Annotated in this window: 25 protein-coding genes; 15 read left to right on the top strand and 10 right to left on the bottom strand. The window is 62.6% G+C overall.

What is annotated here, in order from left to right; genetic code table 11:
- Positions 1-65: 65 nt before the first annotated feature.
- The 4 genes from GE253_RS20420 to hemB all read left to right on the top strand — a co-directional run bounded on the left by GE253_RS20420 (position 66) and on the right by hemB (position 3705).
- Positions 66-833: an Hpt domain-containing protein gene (locus tag GE253_RS20420; protein WP_153205993.1), complete on the top strand. Its 768-nt coding sequence runs from the start codon at positions 66-68 to the stop codon at positions 831-833.
- A 95-nt stretch (positions 834-928) separates the two neighbouring features.
- Positions 929-1624, top strand: coding sequence for an exopolysaccharide biosynthesis protein (locus GE253_RS20415; protein ID WP_173012757.1), 696 nt, complete (start codon positions 929-931; stop codon positions 1622-1624).
- Positions 1625-1697: 73 nt separating this feature from the next.
- Entirely contained in the window at positions 1698-2639 is a 942-nt protein-coding gene (locus GE253_RS20410) for a diacylglycerol kinase family protein (RefSeq protein ID WP_153205991.1), read from the top strand.
- A gap of 61 nt (positions 2640-2700) precedes the next feature.
- The gene (gene hemB / locus GE253_RS20405; RefSeq protein ID WP_153205990.1) at positions 2701-3705 is read left to right on the top strand and encodes a porphobilinogen synthase; all 1005 of its coding nucleotides are present in this window, start codon (positions 2701-2703) and stop codon (positions 3703-3705) included.
- 45 nt (positions 3706-3750) lie between these two features.
- Here the strand turns inward: hemB and GE253_RS20400 are convergent, their stop codons facing one another.
- The 3 genes from GE253_RS20400 to GE253_RS20390 form a co-directional block, all read right to left on the bottom strand.
- The gene (locus GE253_RS20400; RefSeq protein WP_153205989.1) at positions 3751-4716 is read right to left on the bottom strand and encodes a nitronate monooxygenase family protein; all 966 of its coding nucleotides are present in this window, start codon (positions 4714-4716) and stop codon (positions 3751-3753) included.
- Positions 4717-4827: 111 nt separating this feature from the next.
- On the bottom strand, positions 4828-5091 hold the full coding sequence (locus GE253_RS20395; protein WP_153205988.1) for a type II toxin-antitoxin system RelE/ParE family toxin: 264 nt from the start codon (positions 5089-5091) through the stop codon (positions 4828-4830).
- Between the two features lie 8 nt (positions 5092-5099).
- A complete protein-coding gene (locus GE253_RS20390) occupies positions 5100-5303 on the bottom strand; it encodes an antitoxin (RefSeq protein WP_153205987.1) in 204 nt (67 codons plus the stop codon).
- Between the two features lie 189 nt (positions 5304-5492).
- Here GE253_RS20390 and GE253_RS20385 point away from each other — a divergent pair, with 189 nt between their 5' ends.
- Together GE253_RS20385 and GE253_RS20380 are read left to right on the top strand one after the other, a co-directional pair.
- Entirely contained in the window at positions 5493-7766 is a 2274-nt protein-coding gene (locus tag GE253_RS20385; protein WP_153205986.1) for an NADP-dependent malic enzyme, read from the top strand.
- A gap of 153 nt (positions 7767-7919) precedes the next feature.
- Positions 7920-9353, top strand: a complete 1434-nt coding sequence (locus GE253_RS20380) for an ATP-binding protein (protein ID WP_348770913.1) — start codon at positions 7920-7922, stop codon at positions 9351-9353.
- Positions 9354-9663: 310 nt separating this feature from the next.
- On the opposite strand, the gene GE253_RS20375 is transcribed toward GE253_RS20380, so the two are convergent.
- Both GE253_RS20375 and pdxH read right to left on the bottom strand, forming a co-directional pair.
- Positions 9664-10581 (bottom strand): cation diffusion facilitator family transporter, encoded by a 918-nt coding sequence (locus GE253_RS20375; protein ID WP_247878773.1) that lies wholly within the window; start codon positions 10579-10581, stop codon positions 9664-9666.
- 17 nt (positions 10582-10598) lie between these two features.
- Positions 10599-11189, bottom strand: a complete 591-nt coding sequence (pdxH, locus tag GE253_RS20370; protein WP_247878772.1) for a pyridoxamine 5'-phosphate oxidase — start codon at positions 11187-11189, stop codon at positions 10599-10601.
- Positions 11190-11376: 187 nt separating this feature from the next.
- On the opposite strand from pdxH, the gene GE253_RS20365 reads away from it, so the two are divergent.
- The 8 genes from GE253_RS20365 to phoB all read left to right on the top strand — a co-directional run bounded on the left by GE253_RS20365 (position 11377) and on the right by phoB (position 19703).
- Entirely contained in the window at positions 11377-11850 is a 474-nt protein-coding gene (locus GE253_RS20365) for an RT0821/Lpp0805 family surface protein (RefSeq protein WP_153205983.1), read from the top strand.
- A 158-nt stretch (positions 11851-12008) separates the two neighbouring features.
- Positions 12009-12941, top strand: coding sequence for a DnaJ C-terminal domain-containing protein (locus tag GE253_RS20360; RefSeq protein WP_153205982.1), 933 nt, complete (start codon positions 12009-12011; stop codon positions 12939-12941).
- A 390-nt stretch (positions 12942-13331) separates the two neighbouring features.
- The gene (locus tag GE253_RS20355) at positions 13332-14372 is read left to right on the top strand and encodes a substrate-binding domain-containing protein (RefSeq protein WP_348770912.1); all 1041 of its coding nucleotides are present in this window, start codon (positions 13332-13334) and stop codon (positions 14370-14372) included.
- Between the two features lie 108 nt (positions 14373-14480).
- Entirely contained in the window at positions 14481-15944 is a 1464-nt protein-coding gene (gene pstC, locus GE253_RS20350; protein WP_153205980.1) for a phosphate ABC transporter permease subunit PstC, read from the top strand.
- Positions 15937-17262, top strand: a complete 1326-nt coding sequence (gene pstA, locus GE253_RS20345; protein WP_153205979.1) for a phosphate ABC transporter permease PstA — start codon at positions 15937-15939, stop codon at positions 17260-17262. The genes pstC and pstA overlap by 8 nt, the downstream gene beginning before the upstream one ends.
- 4 nt (positions 17263-17266) lie before the next feature.
- A complete protein-coding gene (gene pstB, locus GE253_RS20340; RefSeq protein ID WP_153205978.1) occupies positions 17267-18070 on the top strand; it encodes a phosphate ABC transporter ATP-binding protein PstB in 804 nt (267 codons plus the stop codon).
- Positions 18071-18213: 143 nt separating this feature from the next.
- Complete coding sequence (gene phoU / locus GE253_RS20335) at positions 18214-18951, top strand: phosphate signaling complex protein PhoU (protein WP_153205977.1); 738 nt, start codon at positions 18214-18216, stop codon at positions 18949-18951.
- A gap of 44 nt (positions 18952-18995) precedes the next feature.
- Positions 18996-19703 carry a phosphate regulon transcriptional regulator PhoB gene (gene phoB / locus GE253_RS20330; RefSeq protein ID WP_089287888.1) on the top strand — a complete coding sequence of 236 codons (708 nt, stop codon included), beginning with the start codon at positions 18996-18998 and terminating at the stop codon, positions 19701-19703.
- A gap of 303 nt (positions 19704-20006) precedes the next feature.
- Here the strand turns inward: phoB and GE253_RS20325 are convergent, their stop codons facing one another.
- The 4 genes from GE253_RS20325 to lspA all read right to left on the bottom strand — a co-directional run bounded on the left by GE253_RS20325 (position 20007) and on the right by lspA (position 24155).
- Complete coding sequence (locus GE253_RS20325; RefSeq protein WP_247878771.1) at positions 20007-21377, bottom strand: pitrilysin family protein; 1371 nt, start codon at positions 21375-21377, stop codon at positions 20007-20009.
- Entirely contained in the window at positions 21374-22873 is a 1500-nt protein-coding gene (locus tag GE253_RS20320; protein WP_348770911.1) for a pitrilysin family protein, read from the bottom strand. Before GE253_RS20320 ends, GE253_RS20325 begins: the two co-directional genes overlap by 4 nt.
- Before the next feature lie 189 nt (positions 22874-23062).
- Positions 23063-23551: a DUF3035 domain-containing protein gene (locus tag GE253_RS20315; protein WP_173012756.1), complete on the bottom strand. Its 489-nt coding sequence runs from the start codon at positions 23549-23551 to the stop codon at positions 23063-23065.
- 58 nt (positions 23552-23609) lie between these two features.
- Positions 23610-24155 (bottom strand): signal peptidase II, encoded by a 546-nt coding sequence (gene lspA, locus GE253_RS20310; protein ID WP_173012755.1) that lies wholly within the window; start codon positions 24153-24155, stop codon positions 23610-23612.
- Positions 24156-24422: 267 nt separating this feature from the next.
- On the opposite strand from lspA, the gene GE253_RS20305 reads away from it, so the two are divergent.
- A complete protein-coding gene (locus GE253_RS20305; RefSeq protein WP_153205975.1) occupies positions 24423-24944 on the top strand; it encodes a hypothetical protein in 522 nt (173 codons plus the stop codon).
- Between the two features lie 37 nt (positions 24945-24981).
- Here GE253_RS20305 and GE253_RS20300 read toward each other — a convergent pair whose 3' ends face one another.
- Positions 24982-25884, bottom strand: coding sequence for an EamA family transporter (locus GE253_RS20300; protein ID WP_153205974.1), 903 nt, complete (start codon positions 25882-25884; stop codon positions 24982-24984).
- Positions 25885-25979: the final 95 nt, after the last annotated feature.

Below are 25979 nucleotides of genomic sequence, written 5' to 3'. Positions count from 1 at the left end.
TGGGGCCTTGAAGGGCTACCCTGTCCGGAGTACAGGGAAATGGATACGCGAAGAGGTGTGCTGCGATGGCCGAAGCCGATATGGATGAACTGGTTGCCCAGTTGGAGTCAGAGTTCCAGGATTACATCCATGACCGGCTGCAGACGATCTATGGCTGCCTGGAAGTCCTGAAACAAGGGCTGGTGACCGCCAATGAAACCTTGCGGGAACTGCGGCGTGAAACCCATTCCCTGAAGGGGGCCGGCTCCACCTTCGGCTATCCGATTGTCAGCCTGATCGCCCAGCGTCTGGAAACCTATATTGCCGATCTGAAGGATCTGGACGAAAAGCAGATCGACCATATCCAGATTTTCGCCGACCGCATCGCGGAAATGGCGGAACTGCCTGAACAGCCCGATCTGGCCACCACCAACCAGATCATCCGCAAGCTGCCGACTCGCTTTGAATTCGACATCACCGATGTTGAGGTGCAGGACGTCGAAATCATGCTGGTGACGCCCAACAAGCTGGTGGCGCGCCGGGCGGCGAATGAGCTGGCGGCCTGCGGCTTCCGCGTCAACATCGTCTCCGACCCGATCGAGGCCATTTCCATCGCCGTGCGGATGCCGCCGGATATGGTAATCGCCTCGGCCGTGATGGATGGGCTGGGCGGTATTGATCTGCTGCGCGGCCTGCGCGCCATGTCGGTGACCGAACATGTGCCGGTCGCCCTGATGACCAGCATGGGGGCCGATCAGCTGCGTGGCGTGCCGCCCAACACGGCCGTGGTGCATCTGGGTCCCAGCTTCCAGGATGATATTGCCAGCGCGATTACCCGCTTCAATCTGGGATGATGATCCCCATATAGGCGTTATCAGGTGATCGGTGCCGACAGGACCGATCATAAACCGGTAACCGGGGATCGTTAATGTCGGGGGGAAGCGGTCGCATGGCGGCCGGGAACACAGGGCCGAACGTGGATACACAGCTTCCCCCCGATCATGTCAGCCTGCCCGCCCTTGTGCCGGGCGACGCGGAAAAACCCCGCCGCACCACCGATATCCTGTTCGATGCCGTGCGAAACGGCACCCATGAGCGGATCAGCATCGGCGAACTGGTGGATGGCTTGGGTGAGCGGGCCTTCGGCATTCTGCTGTTGCTGTTCGCCCTGCCGACAATCCTGCCGGCCCCGCCGGGCCTGTCAGCCATCACCGGCCTGCCGATTCTGCTGTTTTCCGTGCAGATGATCCTGGGCAGCCCGCATCCCTGGATGCCCGGCTTTCTGCGCCGCCGCAGCTTTCTGCGCAGCGATCTGCTGACGGTGCTGGAAAAGGCAGAGCCCTATCTGCGCTGGATTGAAAAATTCTCCCGCCCGCGGATGATCCATCTGACAGAGGGCGGGCTGGAACGAATCGCTGGCTTCGTGATCTTTTTCCTTTCCGTTGTGCTGATCCTGCCGATTCCACTGGGGAACATCTTTCCATCCATCGCCATCGGGCTGATGGCGCTCGCCCAGATGGAACGCGATGGCGCCACCATGATTGCCGGCTACATCATGTCCGTCATTGCCACGGCCATTGCGGCCGGCTCGGTCGCCATCGTTTTGAAAAGCATCCTGTTTGCCGTTCATTGGCTGTTCGGCTGATACTGGAACCCCTGATCAGCCCTGGGCGTTACCTTTCTGCCCTCCCCCCGGGGTAACGCGAAACGGATTATCCATGCGGCTTGCCATTGTCATGAACAGCCAGGCTGGTTCCCTGTTGCAGCGGGAACCGGCGGAGGTGATCGATCAGGTGACAAAGGCCTTCACCGCCGCCGGGCATCAGGTTGATTGCATCTGCGTACCCAGTGCGGCGGTCGGCGCCGCGATGGAGAAGGCAGCAAGCTCGGGGGCGGATATACTAGTGGTGGGTGGTGGCGATGGCACCATCAAGACCGGGGCGGAAATCGCCCTGCGCCATGGCATCGCCTTCGGACTGCTGCCGCTGGGCACCATGAACCTGCTGGCCCGCGACCTGTGCATCCCGCTTGAGCTGGAAGGCGCCATGGCGGCCCTGGCGCAGGGTGTGGTGAGGCCGATTGATGTTGCCTATATCAACGACACGCCCTTCCTCAACAATGCGGTGATCGGGCTCTATGCCCGCATGGTGCATGAGCGAGAAAAGCTGCGCCAGCGCCGGGGCTGGCGCAAATGGCCGGCCATGGGCTGGGCCCTGGTAAAAACCATCGCCAGCAACCCGCGTCTGACCGTCACTCTGGCGCTGGCCGACGGCACCACAAAGCGGGTGGATACCCATATGGTCGCCATCGCCAACAATGCCTATGAGGAGGGCTATGGCCCGGTGCCGCACCGGGAACGGCTGGATGATGGCCGCCTGTCCCTCTATATCGGCAAACATCGCACCCGCTGGGGGCTGGTGCAGCTGTTCCTGCGCGCGCTGCTGTCAAAATGGAAGAATGACCCGGAACTGGAGGTGCATCACGTCACCGCCGCCACCGTGCATTCCCGCCACCGGCATCTGCGGGTGGCCATTGATGGCGAGCTGGAGCGCCGCCGCACGCCCCTGCGTTTCCGGATCGAGCCAGGGCAGTTGCGGGTTTGGCACCCGGTCGGGGCGGAGACCGTGCGGGAAGGTGCGGCAAGTCAGCGCGCGGGTTGATGCCGGCAGGGCTGGGGCGTAGCATCGCCGCCATCCTTCTTTCAGCAGCGGATCGCCGCCCATGACCAGCCTGCCCCACATGAATTTTCCCCGCACCCGCCTGCGCCGCAACCGCGCCGATGGCTGGACCCGCCGGCTGGTGGCGGAAAACACGCTGACCAGTGCCGATCTGATCTGGCCGGTCTTTGTGGTGGAGGGGGAGAATCAGCGCCAGCCCATCACCTCCATGCCCGGCGTGGATCGGCTGTCGCTGGACCTGCTGTTGCCAGCGGTGGCAGAGGCGCGCGATCTGGGTGTGCCCTGTGTTGCCCTGTTCCCGGTGGTGCCGCTGGAACGCAAGGATCCCAACGGCAGCGAAGCAGCCAACCCCGACAACCTGATGTGCCGCGCCATGCGCGCCATCAAGGAACAGGTGCCGGGCATCGGCATCCTGGGCGATGTGGCGCTGGACCCCTATACCAGCCATGGGCATGACGGCATCGTCCGCGATGGCTATGTGCTGAATGACGAGACGGTGGAGGTGCTGGTCCGCCAGTCCCTGGTGCAGGCCGATGCCGGCTGCGACATTGTCGCCCCGTCGGACATGATGGATGGCCGCATCGGCGCCATCCGCGACGCGCTGGAAGCGCGGGGCCACAGCCTGACCCGCATCTGCGCCTATGCCGCCAAATATGCCTCCGCCTTCTATGGCCCGTTCCGGGAGGCGCTGCAGACCGGCGGGCTGCTGAAGGGCGACAAGAAAACCTATCAGATGGACCCGGCCAACAGCGACGAGGCGCTGCGCGAAGTCGGCATGGATATCGCCGAAGGGGCCGATATGGTGATGGTGAAACCCGGTATGCCCTATCTGGACATCATCCGCCGGGTGAAGAGCGAATTCGGCGTGCCGACCTTCGCCTATCATGTCAGCGGTGAATACGCGATGCTGAAGGCCGCCAGCCTGAATGGCTGGCTGAATTATGATGCGGCCTTGCTGGAGACCCTGCTGGGCTTCAAACGCGCCGGCTGTGACGCGGTGCTGACCTATGGCGCGGTGGATGCCGCCCGGCTGCTGAAGCAGGGGTAATCAATCACCGGTGGCGGGGACAACGCCCCGCCACCGGTCAATTGTTCAGATGAAATCACTGCCCTTGGCAGCAGCAGCGCGATATTCCGCCAGCATCCGTGCCACCAGTTCCGCGACGCTGGGCGCGTCATGGATGGTGCCGATACCCTGGCCGGCAGACCAGATATCCTTCCAGGCCTTCTTCTTCGACCAATCCTCAATCGACAGGTTGGGGTCGGCCTGCCCGCCGCTGATCGCCTTCGGGTCCAGGCCGTTGGCGGCGATGCTGGGCCCCAGATAATTGCCGGGAATGCCGCTGAACATCGGCGTATAGATGATGTCCGCCGCCGAACTGTCGATCAGCATCTGCTTGTAGCCGTCAGAGGCATTGGCCTCCGCGGTGGCGATGAAACGGGTGCCGATATACGCAAAATCCGCCCCCATCACCTCTGCCGCCCGCACCGAGGCACCGGATGACATGGCCCCGGCCAGCACCACCGGCCCGTCAAAGAATTCCCGCACCTCGCTCAACAAGGCGAAGGGCGACAGGGTGCCGGCATGGCCGCCGGCCCCGGCGGCCACCAGGATCAGGCCATCAACACCCACCTCCAGCGCCTTCTTGGCGTGGCGGATATTGGTGACATCATGGAAGACCAGCCCGCCATAGGAATGCACCGCCTCCACAATCCCGGTCGGCGCGCCGACAGAGGTGATGATCAGCGGCACCTTATGCTTGACCATCAGTTCCACATCTTCCCGCAACCGGGTGTTGGACTTGTGGACGATCAGGTTCACCCCAAACGGCGCCACCGGCTGGCCGGGATTGGCCGCCGCGTGATCGGCCAAATCCGCCGTGATGCGGCCCAGCCATTCATCCAGCTGCCCCGGCTGGCGGGCATTCAGGCTGGGGAAGGTGCCGACAATGCCGGCCTTGCACTCCGCCAGCACCAGCTCCGGATAGCTGACGATGAACATCGGCGAGGCGATGACGGGCAGCGACAGCTTCCCCTTGAACAGGCTGGGCATCGACATTGGCGGGCTCTCCCTTATTGGCTTATCGGCGGGGCGGCATTTTAGCACGCTCGTTCGCATCGTGCCAGCAAGGGGGCGGGGCTTGTCAAGAGCAGTGGTGCGCGCCGCCGCTCACCGCTCCTGCGCGCCGTGCCAGATACGCAGGATGCGAACGGCATCGCCGGTCAATTCATAGACCAGCACATAGGGCGGAACGACGGTCAGTTCCCGCAACCCATCGGGCCGCGCCCGCCCCCGACGGGGGAACGTGGCAAGGCTGTTACCGGCGGCAAGCAACCGGGCCGCCATTTCATCCCCGGCAATTGGGTTGAATTGATCGATATAGGCAACATGGTGGTAAAGATCGCTGATCGCCTGATCACTCCACGACACCATGTGCCTGGTCACCCTTGCTTGGGGGCTTTCTCGCGCAGCGTGTGGGAAAAGGGCGGTGGCGGCCGCTCCCCTTTCGCCATACGCTCCAGCCACGCCGCCACCACCTCATGCGGTACGGTGCGTCCGGCGTCAAAATCGGCGCGCGCTTCGGCGATGGCGCTTGCAAAGCGCTCCTCATCCACCCAGTCGAAGATCGATTTCGGTTCAGCCATTCGGTGATGATCGCAGTTTTTATCGCTTCACACAACAGGCCCTCTCTAGGGTGCCGTTAACCACCTGACGGCCAGCACCTGCGCAATTTTCTCGCATCTTCACCCCTGGTGCGCGCAGCTTTCGGTCGCTACCATGCCCGCAATCCTTCCCGCCCAATGGGATGCGAGCATAATGAGGAGAGTGACGTAATGGCCGGTATCGAGAAGCGCATCACCGAGGAAGAGGCCCTGTTGCTGCATAGCAGCGGCAGGCCCGGCAAGCTGGAGGTGACGCCGACCAAGCCGATGGCAACGCAGCGCGATCTTTCGCTGGCTTATTCCCCCGGTGTGGCCACGCCCTGCCTGCGAATCCATGAAGATCCCAGCCTGGCCTATGATTACACGGCCAAGGGCAATCTGGTGGCCGTCATCTCCAACGGCACCGCCGTTCTGGGCTTGGGCGACCTGGGGGCGCTGGCCTCCAAGCCGGTGATGGAAGGCAAGGCCGTCCTGTTCAAGCGCTTCGCCGATGTGGATGGCATCGACCTGGAGGTCGATACCCGCGACGTGGACCAGTTCATCAATGCGGTGCGCTATCTCGGCCCCAGCTTTGGCGGCATCAATCTGGAAGATATCAAGGCGCCGGATTGTTTCATCATTGAACAGCGCCTGCGGGAGCTGATGGATATTCCCGTCTTCCATGATGATCAGCATGGCACCGCCATCATCGCCGCCGCCGGCCTGTTCAACGCCGTGGAAATGACCGGCCGCCGGATCGAGGATACCAGGCTGGTGATCAATGGCGCCGGTGCCGCCGCCATTGCCTGTGCGGAGCTGTTCAAGGCCATGGGCCTGCCGCCCGGCAATGTCACGCTCTGCGATACCAAGGGCGTGATCTGGAAGGGCCGCACCGAGGGCATGAACCAATGGAAATCGGCCCACGCCGTGGTGACGGACGCCCGTACCCTGGCCGATGCGCTGCAGGGCGCCGACGTGTTCGTCGGCCTCTCGGCCAAGGGTGCCGTGACGCCCGCCATGGTGAAATCCATGGCCCCCAACCCGATCATCTTCGCGCTGGCCAACCCCGATCCGGAAATCACCCCGGAAGAGGTGGCCTCCGTGCGCGATGATGCCATCGTCGCCACCGGCCGTTCGGATTATCCCAACCAGGTCAATAATGTCCTGGGCTTCCCCTACATCTTCCGCGGCGCGCTGGATGTGCGGGCCAGCACCATCAATGATGCGATGAAGGTCGCCGCCGCAAAGGCGCTGGCAGCCCTGGCGCGCGAAGATGTGCCGGATGAGGTGGATGCCGCCTATGCCGGTCGCCGTCTGCGCTATGGCCCGGAATATATCATCCCGGTGCCGTTCGATCCGCGCCTGATCGTCACCATTCCTGCCGCTGTTGCCCAGGCGGCAATGGATACGGGGGTGGCGCGCAAACCGATCGTCGATATGGATGAATATCGCCGCACCCTGCGCCTGCGCCTGGACCCCACGGCCGACAGTCTGCAGATCATCTCCGAGCGGGTGCGCAACAATCCCAAGCGCGTCGTTTTCGCCGAAGGGGAAGAGGAGCGCACCATCCGTGCCGCCATCGCCTTCCGGTCGGGGCGCTATGGCACACCCATCTTGGTGGGGCGCGAACATGTGATCCAGGAAAAGCTGGTGAGCCTGGGGATGGTGGGGATCGAGCCGCTGGAAATCCAGAATTCCAGCTTCGGTCAGCCAACCAACGAGCGTTACACGGAATTCCTCTATCGCCGTCTGCAGCGGCGCGGCCATCTGCACCGCGACGTGCAGCGCATGGTCAACCAGAACCGCAATGTCTTCGCCGCCTGCATGGTGGCGACCGGCGAAGCGGATGCCATGGTCACCGGTCTGACCCGCAGCTTCTCCGTCAGTTTTGAGGATATTGAACGGGTGATCGATCCGGAACCCGATCATATCGTCTTCGGCCTCTCGGTGCTGGCCACGCGTCAGCGTACCGTCTTCATCTCCGACACCACGGTGCATGAACGGCCGACACCGGAGCAGTTGGCTGATATAGCCATTCAGTCGGCCCGCATGGCCCGGCAGATGGGGCATGAACCGCGCGTCGCCTTCCTCTCCTTCAGCAATTTCGGCCAACCGATGCGGGCGCGCGCCGCCCATGTGCGGGAAGCCGTGGCCCTGATGGATGGGCGCAGCGTCGATTTCGAATATGATGGTGAAATGTCGGCCGATGTGGCGCTGGATTATGACCTGATGAAGCGGCTTTACCCATTCTGCCGCCTGTCAGGTCCGGCCAATGTGCTGATCATGCCGGCCCTGCACGCCGCCAATATCGGCGCCAAGCTGCTGCATAAGTTCGGTGGCGGCACGTTGATCGGGCCGCTGCTGATCGGCATGGATAAGCCGGTACAGGTAGTGCAGATGGGTGCCAATGCCAGCGACCTGACCACCGCCGCCGTGATGGCAGCGCATGATGCGCTGGTGCGGTAAAGCGTGGCCCCATATTAAGTTTCTGTGATCCCGCAGACGGGCTGGGGCGGAGGATGCTATGTCCTCCGATCCCACCCGTCAGTGGGTGAAAAAGAAACAGCGGGTCTGAACGGGCGGTTTGATGTGGTGAAGGGTTGGCAACTGGTCCGTCCTGTGCGGTTCACAATCATCGGCCTCTTGCTGGCCGCCCCAACCGTCATCGCGGCCATCGCCTTGATCTTTGTGGGCGGTCTGCCCTCATTGGCCGGCGCTGGCATCATACTGTTTGTCACGGCCGCTGCCCTGGTCATCCTGCGGCTGATCTACCGCGACACCAACCGTCTGGTGCATTATGCTGATGCGTTGGGTGAGGCGAAAAAGCCCGTTGCCACCCCTTTATTTGATTCCATCTCCGCCATTGCCATTGCCGGGGCGCTCGCCCGTTCACACCAGCAATGGCTGGACCGGGATGGCGCCGATGCCGGCCGCGCGGCAGCGGCCGAAGCTGTGCTGGAAACCCTGCATGACCCGTTGATCCTGCTGTCCGGCGAACGTGATGTGCTGCGCGCCAACCAGGCCGCCCGCGCCCTGTTCGGCGAACGGATGGTGGGGCGCGATCTGGCCGGCAGCGTGCGCAACCCCACCCTGCTGGAGGCGGTGGACGCTGTGCTGGGTGGCGGGGCTTCCCGCACCGTGGAAATCCTGCTGCCGGTGCCGGTGGAACGCACCCTGCAGGCGCGGGTGAAACCGTTCCAGCCCCTGGGAAGCAATGGCCCGCGTCAGGTGCTGCTGACCCTGCATGACATCACGCTGCTGAAACGGTCAGAGCAGATGCGGGCCGATTTCGTGGCCAATGCCAGCCACGAATTGCGCACCCCGCTCGCTGCCTTGATCGGCTTCATCGAAACCCTGCGGGGACCGGCCAAGGATGACAGGGATGCACATGAACGGTTCCTGGGCATCATGTTCGACCAGTCCAACCGCATGTCGCGGCTGGTCAATGACCTGCTCTCCCTCTCCCGGATTGAGATGGACGAGCATACCCCGCCGACAACGGAAGTCGACGTGGCCAAGATCGTGCGCAATCTGACCGCCACGCTGGAATTGCGGGCGGCCGCGCGCAAGGTGAAGCTGCGGATCGAAGGGCCTCCGGCCCTGCCTCCGGTGATCGGGGATGAGGATCAGCTGTCCCAGGTGTTCCAGAACTTGATCGATAATGCCATCAAGTATGGCAAGGAACAGACGGAGGTGACCGTCAACCTGTCGATCAATGACCCCAACAATGCCGGCACCGGTATGGGCAGCAATGCCGCCCTGGCCGGACGCATCACCCGGGGGCCGGCCATCTGCGTGGCGGTGACCGACCGGGGCGAGGGCATTGCCCGCACTCACCTGCCGCGCCTGACCGAACGCTTCTACCGCGTCGATCCTGCCCGTTCCCGCGCCCTGGGTGGGACGGGGCTGGGATTGGCCATCGTCAAACATATCGTTAACCGCCATCGCGGCCGCCTGATCATCGACAGCGAGGTTGGCAAAGGCAGCACCTTCACCGTGCTGCTGCCAGCGGTCAAGGTCTCGGCCGAGGGCGATGTGAAGAAGGCGGGCTAAGCCCCTTCCCTTCCTGCCCCATCCACCGCGCCGCGAGATAAGCTGCCGCCACTGTCGTAGTGGAAACAACGGCGCCCCCAAGTTCATATCCACCAGGGACATGGTCCGGGCCACCCTCGGCTGGTGGCAAGGTAATCCAGGGATCATACCAAGCCGCCTGAAGGTTGACCTTTAGGCGGGTTGGAGGCCGGCGACCGCCGGCTCAGCACCCCCATAGGCGCGTAATAAGCCAAGGGCGCGAATGCGCCCGCCTGGTACTTAAGGGAACGCGAAATCTCCCTGGATCGGTCACGATCAAGGGAGATCGGTATCAATGTGTGATGCGATGATCCAGTCGCTCATCATCCAGGCCCGCCGGTTCTTGATGGATGGCGAATTCGGCGATGGGAAAGGCGGCCTTCAGTTCACGCTCGATCTCGTCGGTAATATCGTGTGCCTGGGCAAGCGTCAGATCAGGGTCCAGTTCCAGATGGAACTCGATATGTTGGCCCAGGCCGGTAGAGCGGGTGCGCAGATCATGCAGGCCGCGTGCCTGTCGATGAGCAATGACCAACTGTTTGACCTTCTCCCGATCCTCGTCCGGCAGTTCCCGGTCCATCAGCACATCCAGGGCGGTGGTGACGATACGGCTCGCCCCCCAGACCAGGAAGCCGGCAATGCCCAGAGCGAACAGCGGATCCCAATAGGGCCAGCCAGTCCAGGCGGTCAGGCCCAGCGCGACAATGACGGCGGCATTCATGAACAGATCGCCGCTGTAATGCAGGCTGTCGGCATTGATGGCCATGGAGCCGGTGCGCCGGATGACAAAGCGCTGAAACCCCAGCAGCAGCGCCGTCATGGCGATGGCGAACAGCATCACCCCGATGCCCAGCCAGGTTTCCCCCACCGGGCGCGGATCAACCAGCCTTCCCACCCCTTCATAGCCCAGAAACACACCCGACCCGGCAACGAAGGCAGCCTGGGCCAGGGCAGCCAGCGGCTCGGCCTTGCCATGGCCGAAACGGTGGGTATGGTCGGGTGGGCGAAGGGCGCGCGCCACACCCAACAGGGTGACGACGGAGGCCAGCAAATCCACGGAACTGTCGATCAAGGATGACAGGATGGAGACGGCATCCGTCGCCATATAGGTGGTGAGCTTGGCCAGGATCAGCATCATCGCCACGGCGACGCTGGCATAGGTGGCGCGGCGGCGCCACTTGTCCAGTGCGCCGGTATCAGTCTCGACCATCTCACCCCTGCCGGAACTTACGGATAGAAGCGCTGCTTCGCCCATTCCCCGTCGGTGCGGGTGAAGACGATGCGATCATGCAGGCGGAATTCCCGATCCTGCCAGAACTCAATATAGTCCGGCACGACGCGATAGCCCGACCAGTGCGGCGGACGCGGCACCGGCTGGCCCTCATAGCGGGCCTCGACATCGCGGATCGCCGCTTCCAGAGTCTCCCGCTTGTCCAGCGGGCGGGATTGCTGGCTGGCCCAGGCGCCGATCTGGCTGCCGCGCGGGCGGGAGGCGAAATATTCATCCGCTTCCTGCGGGGTGACCGGCTCCACCAGCCCTTCGATCCGCACCTGCCGGCGCATCGACTTCCAATGGAAGGTCAAGGCGGCGACCGCATTTGCGGCCAACTGGTCACCCTTACGGCTCTGCATATTGGTGAAGAAGGCGAAACCGCGCTGGTCGAACCCCTTCAGCAACAAAATACGCAGCGAAGGGCGGCCATTTGCCCCCACCGTTGCAACCGACATGGCATTGGCGTCGTTTACCTCGGTGGCTTCCGCCTCGGCAAACCAGGTCTGGAATTGGACAAAGGGATCGGTGGCGTCTGCAAGGGACATCGTGGTGATCTTTGTCATAGTTGCGCCTGAATTCCGGTGGAGGATAAGCCCTGTTGAACGAATGTCCATGCCTCCCCCCGCATGGCTGTGTTCGCCACTTTCCGCGTGGAGCCGCCTGTCGGCCGGCCCCGCCGCGTGTAAGCAGGCGGACCCTTCCCCAGGGGGGGCATATAAGATGAGGTTAAAAATGCTGAAGAAGGTCGTGATCGCCACTGCCATGGTGGCCATGCTGGCGGGGTGTCAGAACAGCAATGCCGGTCAGAAGCAGACCGGCGGTGCCGTGCTGGGCGGTCTGATCGGTGGTCTGGCCGGCAGCCAGATCGGTGGCGGCTCGGGCAAGCTGTGGGCAACCGGTGCCGGTGCCGTGCTGGGCGCGCTGCTGGGGTCGGAAATCGGCTCGTCGCTGGACAGGGCCGATCGTGCGGCGCTTGAGCGCAACACCTACCAGTCCTTCAATGCGCCGCTGAACCAGCCGATTGTCTGGGATAACCCCAACAATTCCAACCGGGTTATCGTCACCCCGACGGCGGAAGGCCGCCAGCAGGGTACCGGGGCCTATTGCCGCGAATATCAGCAGACGATCATCGTCGGCGGTCGCAGCGAGCAGGCTTTCGGCCGCGCCTGCCAGCAGCCGGATGGCAGCTGGAAGATCGTCAGCTGATCTGCCGGCCGGGCGGTGCCAGCCGGTTTTCCGCCGGCCTCGTCACCGCCCACCACCGTATATACGCATGGACCGGAGTGTTGCGCGTGGTTTACTTGACCAAAGCGGAGCGCGCGGTAGGATGCATGGTTTGAAACGTCCTATTGCTTGTGGTGACCATGCGCGATCCTTATGCAGTCCTTGGTGTGACTCGGACGGCTTCCGCCGACGACATCAAGCAGGCTTTCCGTCGCCTAGCCAAGCAATACCATCCGGATGTCAATCCCGGTCGGCCGGACATTGAACTGAAGTTCAAAGAGGTCAATGGCGCCTATAGCCTGCTGTCCGACCCGGATAAGCGGGCGCGCTTCGACCGGGGCGAGATTGATGCCAGCGGGGCCGAACGGCCGGACCGCAGCTTCCGCCGCGCCTATGCCGGTGCCGGGGCGGGGCGCGAGTCCGGCAGCCGGGCCGGGGCCGATCCGTTTGGCGATGATGATCCGTTTGCTGATTTCTTCAACGGTGCCCGCAAGCGCTACTCCGCCGGGGCCGGTTCCGGCGTGAAGGCCAAGGGCGCCGATGTCAGCTATTCGGTTACCGTCCCCTTCATTGAGGCGTGTCTGGGCACCAAGCGGCGCCTGACCCTGTCCACAGGCAAGACCATTGATATCAATGTGCCGGCGGGAACCAGGGATCAGACGAAACTACGTTTGAAAGGTCAGGGGCTGCCGGGGCTGGGCGGTGCCGGGGCCGGGGATGCGATTGTCGAAATCCATGTCGATGGCCATCCGTTCTTCACCCGCAAGGATGATGATATCCATCTGGATGTGCCGGTGACACTGCAGGAGGCCGTGCTGGGCGCGGCCATCAAAGTGCCGACTCTGGATGGTCAGGTTGCCGTGAAGGTACCGCAAGCGGCCAACAGTGGCACGGTGCTGCGCCTGAAAGGCAAGGGAATCGTCAATGCCGAGCGCAAGGTGACAGGCGATTTCTATGTGAAGCTGGTGGTGATGCTGCCGGAAAAGCCGGATGCGGAGTTGGCGGGCTTCATCGAGAAATGGGCGAAGACGCATGATTATGATGTACGGCGCAAACTGAACCAGCCGGTTTGAGGCGCCGCACGATCCCGTCATAATTCCGTCATCGGAGACACGTTGGGCGGGGTGCAATGCAATTGTCGCATGGCCCCTGCAGACTTTTCCTGCAAAGGGCATGTCCGGTTTGCTCACGCTAAAGCCACCTTCAGGGTTGAAGGTGGCTTTTCTGTTTAAAATCATAATATTGTCGATATCACTTTGCCCCGATCCCCTCTTCGGAATGATCTGGTTGATCGGCAGACGGGGCGGCCCTGCGACCACCGGCGGGGCTGGTCATCAAACCGTAACATTGTTGTAGTATTTGCTTCGCGCAGCGCCGCTATGGTCCCGGCACCCAGCAGGGACATTGACCTGGATGGATGTCTCCATTCCAGGGTGCTGCCCAATAAACCGGAGGCCATTGCTGTGACCACCAAGAAGCTCATTCTCGCCGCCGTTCTCGGCGCTGTTTCCGCCGTCGGCTTGGCCGGTGCGGCCGCTGCCCGTGATCAGATCCGCATCGTCGGTTCCTCCACCGTGTTCCCGTTCACCTCGACCGTGGTCGAGCGTTTCGGCCAGACCACGAAGTTCGGCGCCCCGATCCTGGAATCCACCGGCACCGGCGGCGGTATGAAGCTGTTCTGCTCCGGCGTCGGCGCGGATTTCCCGGATGCCACCGGCGCTTCCCGCGCCATGAAGGCTTCCGAGTTCGACACCTGCCAGAAGAATGGCGTTGAGCAGATCACCGAGCTGGTCATCGGCTATGACGGTATCGGCTTCGTCCACTCCAAGAAAGGCGCGGACATCAAGCTGACCAAGGCCCAGCTGTTCCAGGCTGTTGCCAAGGAAGTGGAAGTCAACGGCCAGATCGTCTCGAACCCCTATAAGAAGTGGTCCGATATCGACAAGTCCCTGCCGGGCGACGACATCGAAATCCTGGGCCCGCCGCCGACCTCCGGCACCCGCGACGCTTGGGTTGAGCTGGTAATGGAATCCGGCTGCAAGGAATTCCCGGCCATCAAGGCGCTGGACAAGGCCCGTCACGAAGCTGTCTGCAAGACCGTCCGTGAGGATGGCGCTTATGTCGAAGCTGGCGAGAACGACAACGTGATCGTTCAGCGTCTGGAAGCCAACCCGAAGGCCTATGGCATTTTCGGTTACAGCTATCTGGAGCAGAATCAGGACAAGCTGAAGGGCGTGGCCGTCAATGGCGTGCTGCCGACCTATCAGACCATCTCCGCCCAGGAATACCCGATCTCCCGTCCGCTGTTCGTCTATTTCAAGAACCAGCACATGGGCGTGATTCCGGGCCTGAAGGAATTCATCGCCGAATATGCTTCTGAGCGCGCCATGGGCTCCGAAGGCTATCTGGTCGATAAGGGCCTGATCCCGCTGCCGGACGCCAAGCGCAAGGCTTCCGAGCAGGCCACGCTGAAACTGACCCCGATGGCCAAGCCGGCCTCGTAAGGCAAGGCTGTCATCCGGTATTGGGTTCCCGCGGCACCTTCCGGTTGCCGCGGGTTTCCCGTACCTAGGTGACGATGATCTCCCTTCGACTGCGGACGGGTATCCTTCATGTCAGCCACGTTCACCGTCGGCCTTTTGCTGCTGCTTTCCCTTGTCGGTTATGTGATGGGGCGCAGCCGGGCCGTCACCGTCGCCGGCGGCAGCATCGCCACCCTTCATTCTGTTCCCAACTATTACGGCAGCTATGTTGCGCTGTGGGCGGGGCTGCCGGCCCTGGTGCTGATGCTGTTCTGGATGGCGCTGCGCGGGCCGGTCATGGACTGGCTGGTGCTGGATGGCCTGTCCCAGCAGCAGATCCAAGGCTGGGCACAGGTGATGCTGCCGCCGAACGATCTGCAAAATCTGCTGTCCAATATCGCTGATGAGACGGCGGCCCTGACGGAAACACACCGCCAGTTGCTGTTGATCAACATCAAGAATCTGGCTGGCGGCCAAGCGCTTTATGTGAACCCCGCTGTGGTGGAGTCCATCCAGCCGGCGGCTGATCACCTGCGCAACCTGCGCAACCTGTCCGACTGGACGTTGTTCGGTGCTGTCGCCGCCATCTCGGGTGGTGCGCTGGCTTTCTGCTGGGCACGTATCAGCCCGACCTTCCGCGCCCGTAATAATGTGGAGCGGGTTGTCACCTGGCTGCTGATCCTGTGTTCCACCATCGCCGTTTTCACCACCATCGGCATCGTGCTGTCGCTGCTGTTCGAGAGCATCCGCTTCTTCACCAAGGTGCCGTTGACGGAATTCCTGTTCGGGCTGCATTGGAGCCCGCAGACGGCAATCCGGGCCGATCAGGTCGGTTCTTCCGGTTCCTTCGGTGCCATCCCGCTGTTTACCGGTACGTTGCTGATCGCCTTCATCGCCATGGTGGTGGCGGCCCCGGTCGGTCTGATGTCGGCCATCTACCTGTCTGAATATGCGCCCAGGCGGGTGCGGTCGCTGGTAAAGCCGGTGCTGGAAATCCTGGCCGGCGTGCCGACCGTTGTCTATGGCTTCTTTGCTATCCTGACGGTGGCGCCCTTCATCCGCGATCTCGGGGCGGTGTTTGGAATTCCCATTTCCTCCCAGAGCGCGCTGGCTGCCGGTGTGGTGATGGGGGTGATGATCGTTCCCTTCGTCTCTTCGCTGGCCGACGATGTGATCAATGCGGTTCCGCAATCGCTGCGTGACGGCTCGCTGGGACTGGGTGCCACCAAGTCGGAAACCATCAAGCAAGTCGTCATACCGGCGGCCCTGCCCGGCATTGTCGGCGCCCTGCTGCTGGCCGTCAGCCGCGCCATCGGCGAAACCATGATCGTGGTGATGGCCGCCGGTCTGCAGGCGTACCTGACGTTGAACCCGCTGGAAAGCGTCACCACGGTGACGGTGCAGATCAAGTCCATCCTGGTCGGTGACCAGGAGTTCGACAGCGCCAAGACCCTGTCGGTGTTCGCTCTGGGGCTGATGTTGTTCATTGTCACCCTGGTTCTGAATGTCGTCGCCCTTCGGATCGTCCAGAAATACCGGGAAAAATATGACTGAGATCGCAGAGCCGATGCAGGCAGCCGCTCCCGTGTCCGCTTCCTTCCACACTGGCAACGCCGCCATGAAGCGTCTCCGCTCGCGTTATGCAGCGGAGCGGCGCTTCAAGATCTACGGTATCCTGGCGATCTCCTTCGCCTGTATCATGCTGGTCATCCTGCTGTTTACCCTGCTGAAGGGCGGTGTCAGCGCCTTCTGGCAGACGGAGATGCGGCTGGAAGTCACGCTGGATGCCGCCATCATTGACCCCCAGGGCACGGGCAATCCGGCGGATTGGGATCGTGGTGCCCTCCAGACGCTGGCCAACAACGCCATCTACAAAGAATTCCCTGAGGTTGAGGGGCGTGTGGAAAAGCGCGACCTGCGCGGTCTGATCAGCCCCGTGGCCGGCGTCTTCATCAGCAAGATCCTGGACAAGGATCCTTCTCTGGTGGGGCAGACGGTACAGGTCTGGATCCCCACCTCCGATGGGGTGAACCAGATCCTGAAGGGCGGCATCGACCGTACCCTGCCGGAAGCTCAGCGCCCGATCAGTGACAAGCAGTTGGCTTGGGTCGACAAGATGGAAGCCAGTGGCCATCTGAAGACCGCCTTCAACAGCACCTTCTTCACCTCTTCCGATAGTAACTACCCGGAATTGGCGGGGTTGTTTGGTGCAGCGATCGGCACATTGCTGACCATGTCGGTAACGCTGCTGGTCTCCCTGCCGGTCGGTGTGGCGGCGGCGGTTTATCTGGAAGAGTTCGCGCCCAAGAACAAGCTCACTGACCTGATTGAGGTGAATATCAACAACCTGGCGGCCGTCCCATCCATCGTGTTCGGTCTGCTGGGTCTGGCGGTGTTCCTCAATTTCTTCGGGATGCCGCGTTCGGCCCCGCTGGTCGGTGGCCTGGTGCTGGGTCTGCTGGTGATGCCCACCATCATCATCGCCAGCCGTGCAGCGCTGAAGGGGGTTCCGCCGTCCATCCGGGAGGCGGCACTGGGCATGGGCGCGTCGCGTTTGCAGGCGATCACCCATCATGTGCTGCCGCTGGCCATGCCCGGCATCATGACCGGTACCATCATCGGCATGGCCCATGCCGTGGGTGAAACCGCGCCGTTGTTGATGATCGGCATGAATGCCTTCGTCACCCAGGCGCCCACCTCGCTGTTTGACAGCTCCTCGGTTCTGCCGGTGCAGATTTTCATCTGGGCGGACAAACCGGAGCGCGGCTTTGTTGAACTGACCTCGGCCGCGATCCTGGTGTTGTTGGCCTTCCTGATCACGATGAACGGTGCGGCCATCTGGTTGCGCAAGAAGTTCGAACGGCGGTGGTAAGAAAATGGATACGACGACCCTGACCAAGAATATGGAAGCCGTCTCCACGCAGCCGGTGAAGGTCTGCGCCCGCGACGTGAAGGTGTTCTATGGCGCCAAGCGTGCCCTGCACGGCGTCAATGTCGATGTCTACCAGAACGAGGTTCTGGCCCTGATCGGTCCCTCGGGCTGCGGCAAGTCCACCTTTCTGCGCACGCTGAACCGGATGAACGACACGATCGACATCTGCCGCGTGGAAGGCAAGATCCTGCTGGATGGTGAGGATATCTACGATCCCAAGCTGGACGTGGTGCAGTTGCGCGCCCGTGTCGGCATGGTGTTCCAGAAGCCGAATCCGTTCCCGAAATCGATCTATGACAACATCACCTACGGTCCCAAGCTGCATGGCCTGGCCACCCGCAAGGATGAGTTTGATGAGATCGTCGAACGTTCGCTGAAGCGGGCCGGCCTGTGGAACGAGGTGAAGGACCGCTTGCAGGAACCGGGAACCGGCCTGTCCGGCGGTCAGCAGCAGCGCCTGTGCATTGCCCGCGCCGTTGCCGTCAGCCCGGAAGTCATCCTGATGGACGAGCCCTGCTCGGCCCTGGACCCGATTGCCACGGCGCATATCGAGGAACTGATCGACGAGCTGCGTGAAAGCTTCACGATTGCCATCGTGACCCACAACATGCAGCAGGCGGCCCGCGTGTCCCAGCGTACTGCCTTCTTCCACCTGGGCGATCTGGTGGAAGTGGGTAATACGGAGGAAATCTTCACCAATCCGCGTGATGAGCGCACCCAGGGTTATATTACCGGCCGTTACGGCTGACCCGGGTTGATATCGGCCCCGGTATGCCGGGGCCGATATGCACGATTTCTGGGTCGGCGCCGCCGATCCCTGGTCCTGCCCGCCAGCCCGCCGTTGCGGTCTGAGAAAGGGCAGATGCCTGCACACCAGCAGAGGGGCCGATCATGGGCACCGAACATACCGTCAAATCCTTCGAGCAGGAGCTTCTGCGTCTCTCCAACCAGATCGCCCAGATGGGTGGCGTGGTCGAAGCGCAGGTGGAGGCGGCCGTGCAGGCCGTTGGGCGCCGCGATGTCGAGGGTGCCACCAAAGTCATGCAGGGCGATGCCCGCCTGGATGAGTTTGAGCGCCAGATCGAGCATGATGCCATTCGGATGCTGGCGCTGCGCGCGCCCGTGGGTGTGGACCTGCGTGAAGTGCTGGTGGCGCTGAAAATTTCGGCCGATCTGGAGCGTACGGGCGATTATGCGGCCAATATCGCCAAGCGCTCCATCGCGCTGGCCCAGTTGCCGGTGATGCGGCCGGCTACCGCCATCCCGCGCATGGGCCGGCTGGTGCAGGAAATGCTAAAAGAAGTGCTGGACGCCTATATCGACCGCGATGTCGAAAAGGCGATCGCCGCCTGGCACCGGGATGCTGAGCTGGACGATCTTTATACCAGCCTGTTCCGCGAAGTTCTGACCTATATGATGGAAGACCCGCGCAACATCACCCCCTGCACGCACCTGCTGTTCATCGCCAAGAACCTGGAACGTGCCGGCGACCACGCGACCAACATCGCGGAGAACATCCATTATCTGGTAAAAGGACAGCCCTTGAATGCCGAACGGCCGAAGGGCGATCGTTCCAGCTTCACCGTACTGGATACCGACGTTGTTGTCGGTTCCCCTGAGCAGCTTTAATCCTCTTTGATTGTGCGTCCCTTCGACGTTTGACTGGAATCGCTATGAACTCCGCCTTGAAGCCGTTGATTTTGGTTGTGGAGGACGAGGTCGATCTCGTCACCCTGCTGAGCTACAACCTGGAGCGCGAGGGTTTCCGCGTCATAACCGCCAATGATGGGGAAGAGGCCCTGTTGCTGGCTGATGAGAGGACGCCGCATCTGGTGCTGCTGGACTGGATGCTGCCATTGATGAGCGGGCTGGAGGTTTGCCGCCAGCTCCGCCGCAACCCCAAAACCCGCGACATCCCTGTCATCATGCTGACGGCGCGGGGTGAGGAGGCGGATAAGGTGCGCGGCCTGAACAGCGGTGCCGATGACTATCTGTCCAAGCCCTTCAGCCCGACCGAGCTGGTGGCCCGCATCCGCGCCGTGCTGCGCCGGGCCGCACCGGCCCTGGCGGAAGAGATGCTGCGCTTCTCCGACATCTCCATGGATCTGGCAGCCCACCGGGTACGGCGCAGCGGCCGAGATATCCATCTGGGGCCGAAGGAATTCGCCCTGCTGCGCCATTTCATGCAACATCCTGGCCGCGTCTTCTCCCGCGAGCAATTGCTGGATATCGTCTGGGGGCATGATGTTTATGTCGAGTTGCGGACGGTGGATGTGCATATCCGCCGGCTGCGCAAGGCGCTGAATGAGACGGATGATCAGGATGTAATCCGCACTGTCCGTTCCGCCGGCTACGCGCTGGATACCAAGACGACGATGTGATTTCAGGCGCTGCCTGAATGAAGAATGGGAACCCCATCGGATCGCCCAATGTTGTTTTCAGTATCGGGGCGATCCGAATTATATCAACCTCCCTTGATCGTGACCGATCCAGGGAGGTTTTGTTTTCCCTCATGCGCCGGGCGGGCCATCCACGCCCTTGGCTCGGCAAGCCATCTGGCGCGGGCCGGTCACGGCCAATATCCTGGCCCGCCCTATTGGCAGGGATGGAGCAACCAGTCCCAAAATTTAAACGTTCACGTCTGGTGAAACGGCCCCGGCATCCACACCGGGGCCGCGCTCCCCTCAGCCTTTCACCGGGGTGGCGTAAAGCTGCTGATCGGGCTTCACGCCGGCAGGCTGGCCCACCACCACGGTGGTCAGTTTGGCCGGGTCCAGCAGGCGGGCGGCAACCCGCTTCACGTCAGCCAGCGTCACCGCATTGATCAAGTCATTGCGCTTGTTCAGGTAATCAATGCCCAAATCCTCCTGCTGCACCGACAGCAACAGGCCGGCAATGGCCCCGTTATTGGTGAATTGCAGCGGGAAGCTGCCGGTCAGATAGGTTTTGGCGTCGTTCAGTTCGGCCTCGGTAATGCCGTTCTTGCCCACCTCGCCCCAAATCTGCTTGATCAGGTCGATGGCCTGCCCCGCCTTCTCATTCATGGTGGAGCCGCTGACGCTGATCAACGCCGCATGGTCATAGGGTGCCAGGCCGGAACCCACGCCATAGGTCAGACCGCGCTTTTCCCGCACCTCGTCCATCAGGCGGGAGGAAAAGCCGCCGCCGCCCAGCGCATAGTTCAGCACCGTGGCGGCGTACCAGTCCGGGTCATTGCGGCGCAAACCTTCCTGGGCCATCACCATGATGGTCTGGGGAATCGGGCGGGGCACGGCGATGGTGCGGCCGCCATTGGCCGGGCTGATATCCGCCACTGGGGCGCGTTCGCCCTTGGCCGGCAGGCTGGCGAAAATCTGGTCCAGCACCGGGGCCAGTTCGGCGGCGGTGATGTCGCCGGAAACCGCCACCTTCAGCCCGTCCCGCACCAGCCGGGTGCGGGTAAAGGCCAGCAGATCGTCACGGGTGATGGCCGGCAGGGTCTCCAGCGTACCGCGCTGGGGTCGCCCATAGGGATGGTTGGGGAACAGGCTCTCCGACAGAGCCAGCTGCGCCCAATAGCTGGGGTCGGCCTGCGACCGGCGCAAGCCCGCAATCATCTGGCCGCGCACCCGCTCCACCGCTTCCTTATCGAAGCGTGGCTTGGTCAGAGCCTGCCGCAACAGGTCGAAGGCGGTGTCCTTCGTCTCCCGCAGGGTGGTGACCGACCCTTCGAACTCGTCCCGCCCGGCACTGAAGCCCAGCGAGATGGAGTTATCCTCCAGCTTGCCCTGGAAAGCCTGGGAATCCAGATCGCCCGCCCCCTCATCCAGGGTGCCGGCGGTCAGCATCGCCAGGCCCAGCTTGTTGGCCGGGTCCAGTTCCGTGCCACCCTCGAATGAAAACTGGATGGCAATGATCGGGTTCTTGGTGTCGCGCACCAGCCAGGCTTCCACGCCCGACGGGCTGACCACCTTTTCGATATTGATGGCAGCGGCGGGCAGTGCCAGCCCGATAAACAGGGCGCAGGCACCGGCCAGCGCCAGCGCGGTGCGACGGAACAGCATGGTGATCCTCATGGCGTGACCTCCCGACCCAGCATGTCGCCGATCAGGCTGGTCGGGCTGTAGTAACCGGTGCTCATATTGGGCTTACCCAGCGCCGGGGCCGCCCCCCCGGGCATCGGGGGGGCATTGGGATCGGGCAGCAGGATGCCGGTGACATGGTTATCCTGGGCCAGCACGGCGCGGGCTGCCGCATTCACCTGCTCCACCGTCACCGCAGCGATATTGTCGGGCCATGCCTCAACATCGGCCACGGTCTGGCCGGTGGTCAGCGCCTGGCCAAAGGCATAGGCAGGGCCTTGCAAACTGTCACGGGCGAAGATGGCATCGCGTTTCAGGCGGGTCTTGGCATTCTCCACCTCCGCCGCCGTCACGCCATCCTTCAGCAGCTTGGCAACCTCAGCCTCCATCGCCTGTTCCACCACCTCCACCTTGCCGCCGGCAACGGGGGAGGCGGAAAGGCCCATGGTACCCAGGTTGAGCGCCGTCGGCTCGTACCACATGGAGGCACTGGTGGCCACACCCTGGTCTACCACCAGCGACTTGTACAGCCGGCTGGTGGCCCCGCCGCTCATGATGGTTTCCAGCACCTGCAGCGCATAGGCATACTGCTTGTCGCCATCATTATAGCTGGGGGCCTTCCACAGCCGCATCCAGCTGGGCTGGCGCACCTGGGCGTCGGTCAGGCTGATGCGGCGTGCGCCTTCCGTCGGCGGCTCTGTCACCCGCACGCGCGGCGGCATGTCCTTCACCGGCTTCAGCTTGCCATAGGTCTTTTCAGCCAGCGGCTTCAGTTGCGCGGCGGTGATATCGCCGGCCACCACCAGGATGGCATTGTTGGGCGCGTAATGGATCTTGTAGAAATCCAGCGCGTCCTGGGTGGTCAGCCCCTGGATCTCATGCATCCAGCCGATGATCGGCGTACCATAGGGGTGATGCACGAACAGCAGTGGCGCCAACTGTTCATAAAGCCGGGCCGACGGGTTATTATCCGTCCGCTGGCGCCGTTCCTCCTTGATGACGTCACGTTCCGGCAGGGTGATGGCGTCGGTCAGTTTCAGGCCGGTCATGCGATCGGCCTCCATCGACATCACCAGTTCCAGCCGGTCACGCGCGATATTCTCGAAATAGGCCGTGTAATCGGTGGAGGTAAAGGCATTGTCGCGCCCGCCATTGCGGGCCACCGTGCGGGAGAATTCGCCCGGCTTCAGCTTGGACGTGCCCTTGAACATCAGATGTTCAAGATAATGGGCAATGCCGGACTTGCCCGCATGTTCATCGGCAGAGCCGACCTTGTACCACACCATGTGGCTGACCACGGGGGCGCGCGGGTTGTTGATGACAACCACCTGCATCCCATTGGACAGGGTGAAGGTCTCCGGATCGAAGACGCGGGCCATGGCGGGGGCGGCGATACCAGCCGACAGCAGGCAGAGCGCTGCACCGGTGGCCAGCGCCCGCAAGCGCCGCCCGGCCCCGCGCCGGGCCGGGATGACGGGATGGGTTCTCACTATACTGCAACCTCCCAGCAACGGGCGTGACCGGGAAGGATGGCCTGGTCACGAATGGGTCGCAGTGTGCCGCCGGGGGATCGACGCGCCAAGCGATTCCCGCCTGGACGCGCATTAAATCGCTTTCATGCAAAACAAAAAGCCGCCGGACAGGCCGGCGGCTTTCAAACAACGGCTCAGCAGCGAAGCTTACTTGGCCGTGCTTTCCTTGCGGGTGATCGTCGGCTCCTTGCCGGGCTGCACGATCTCCGGATTCGGCGCGCCATCCTTCCAGAACAGCAGCCGGTCAACCAGGCCCTTATCCGCCACCACGACGCCCGGATTCTCCCGGTCGACGATGGCACGGATATCACGGTTGGCCTGATCGGCACCGGCCAGCGACAGCAGGGCGCCTTCGCCCTTGCTCTGTGCCGGGTTGGTGCGCGGATCGACCAAGGCACCCGTGCCGGCGCTGCTGGCGCCGAACATGGAAGACTGGGCGCGGGTATCGCGCTCCAGTTCCTGCGGGCGAGGGCTGCCCGGCTGCGGCGGACGCAGGTTGAAATCGGGCGGCACCTCCAGCGGGGCCCGCGACACCACCTGGAACTCATCCGGCGCACCGCGATTGCCGAGGAGGCCGCAACCGGAGAGCGACCCTGCAACGGCGATCAGCGCCAGGGCCGGGACGGCGTTACGCATCTGCTTGTACACACCCATGGTCCGATCCGTACCTTATTCAAAGCGCAAGTAACGTAGATTAACGCGGCTGCGACGGCGACAACAGCCCGTCGAGCAACAGCAGCCCCACGCCGACAACGATGCAGGCATCCGCAACATTGAATGCCGGCCAGTGCCAGCCCGCGAGGTGAAAGTCAAGGAAATCGGCAACCGCCCCGAAACGCAGCCGGTCGATCACGTTCCCCATGGCACCGCCAACCACCATGCCAACCGCCAGGGCGGCCAACCGGGTGGCCCCCCGCCAGACCCAGGCAATCAGCAAACCGCTGATCAGCAGGGACACGCCGATCAGCACATAGGGCATCAGATCCGCGCCACTGGCAAACAGGCCGAAGCTGACACCGAAGTTCCACACCATGACGATGTTGAAGAAGGAAGTCAGCTCAATAAACGGCGAATTGACGGCACATCCAGGCCCCGTCGGGCCCGAAAGGCACGGCAGCACATTGGACAGCACCCATTGCTTGGACACCTGATCAAGGATGAAGGCAACCAAGGCCACCATCCCGATCACCCGCATCACCCGCGCCCGTGGCAGAACCGCCGCCGCCCCATCAAACGCCATCAATCAACTCCCAACCGGCCCGCATGACCGGCCTTCTATGCTCCAAACACGGCGGAAAGGCGGCAACCTGCCGCACAGCCCGACGAAATTCCGCCGGATGGTAGCAGCGGGCGCCACGGCGTCAACAATTCTGCGGCCCAAAGGCAAAAGCGGTCGATGAAGGACCGGCAGACCTGTTGCTGCCGGCTTGCCGTTGGTTCGAATTTCGACGGTACAGAAGTTGCTTGTCTTCCGACATAAAATTTCTCACGCAGGAGGACGTGCTCCATGAACATCAACTCTATGTTCTCGCCCTCGGCAATCCTTTCGCGGTTGCAGGTGAAATCCCCGGTCAGCAACAGCAGCACCCCGGCGCCGACCACCGGCAAAGGAACCGCAACGACCGATCCGGCCAACCAGCAGCGGGAGGAAATGGCGTCCCTGAAGAAGGACCGGGCAGCCTATGACGCGCAACGGAACAATGAAATCCGCAAGCGACAACAAGAGTTTGAGCAGACACACGGCCGCCCGTACGGGAAGGAAGGCGATCCGCCCTTGGCTTTCCAGATGGCGCTGCCGGCCAACGAACGCGGTTACATGCCCTTCGTCAGCGCCGACCAGCAAAAGACGATTGATACTATTTCCGATAAATACCGCCAGCAGGCAAATCCTGCCGCCATGTGGGCAGAACTTACCGCCATGGGCCTGCACCCCGATCAATTAGCAAAATCGGCAAAATATTTCACCACCCTCGATGGAAACATGGCAACACGGGAAGAGGCGACGAAGGGCGTCAACATCAAGGTATGATGCTGTGGCGGAATGTTCCCTTTCCGCCCGCCCGCCTTCAAGCCGCTGCGACGCGACGTGCCGGCAGCGTCATGGCGATAACCCCTGCCAGCACACAGGCCAATCCCGCCCAGGCGGTGGATGCCAGGGTTTCGCCCAGCAGCAGCACGCCGATCGCCGCCCCGATGGGCACCCGCAAATATCCCTGGGCTGTCACCCCAACAGAGCCCAGCACCGCGACCAGCCGAAAATAAATCACGAAGGCCAACGCCGTTGAAAAGATCGACAGGGCCAGCAACGCCGCCAGCGATGCGGCGGAGGGTTGCAGGTTCCAGGGCCGATCCACCATCAGGCTGACCGGCAGCAGCAACGCCGCCCCGCAGATCAACGAACCCGCTGCCGGCAACATCGGGTCCATTCCTGCGAAACGTTTGCCGAAGATGGCCGCCGCCGCATAACAGACGGTGGCCAGCACGACCGCCAACTGCGGCCATACCGCATCCCCCGTCCCGTTCAGCGCCTCCATGCCGACGATCAGGCAGGTGCCGAACAACCCGCACAGCACCCCCATCGCCTTCCGCCCCGTTACCGCCTCGTGCCGGGATGCAACCAGGGTCAACAGAAAGGTAAAGATCGGTGTGGTGGCATTCAGGATGACGGCCAGCCCGGCATCAATCCGCAATTCCGCCCAGGCGATCAAGGTGAAGGGCAGCACGCTGTTAAGGCAGGCCTGCACCAGGAAACGCCGCCAGGTTGCCGCGTCACTTGGCAGGCTGATGCCGCGCCATCCCAGTAAAGCCAGCAGCAGCAGGCCGGCGATCAGGGTCCGTCCGGCGATCAGCGTGATGGGCGGTATGGTGGCCACGCCAACCTTGATGAAGCTGTAAGAGCCCCCCCACAGCGCCGCCAGCAGCACAAGCAGAGCGAAATCAGCCCGGACAGCCGGGCGTTCCTTGATCATGATGCCATCAACTCCAGATCGGCAATGAATTCGTCTGCTCTACTATCACTTTGCACCGATGGCATGTTTCGGCCTGGACCGAAGCTTTTGATTGG

Source organism: Niveispirillum sp. SYP-B3756, from assembly GCF_009495745.1.
Lineage (GTDB): Bacteria > Pseudomonadota > Alphaproteobacteria > Azospirillales > Azospirillaceae > Niveispirillum.
Note: the sequence above shows the minus strand (reverse complement) of the source record. Positions and strands in the feature narration are given on the sequence as shown.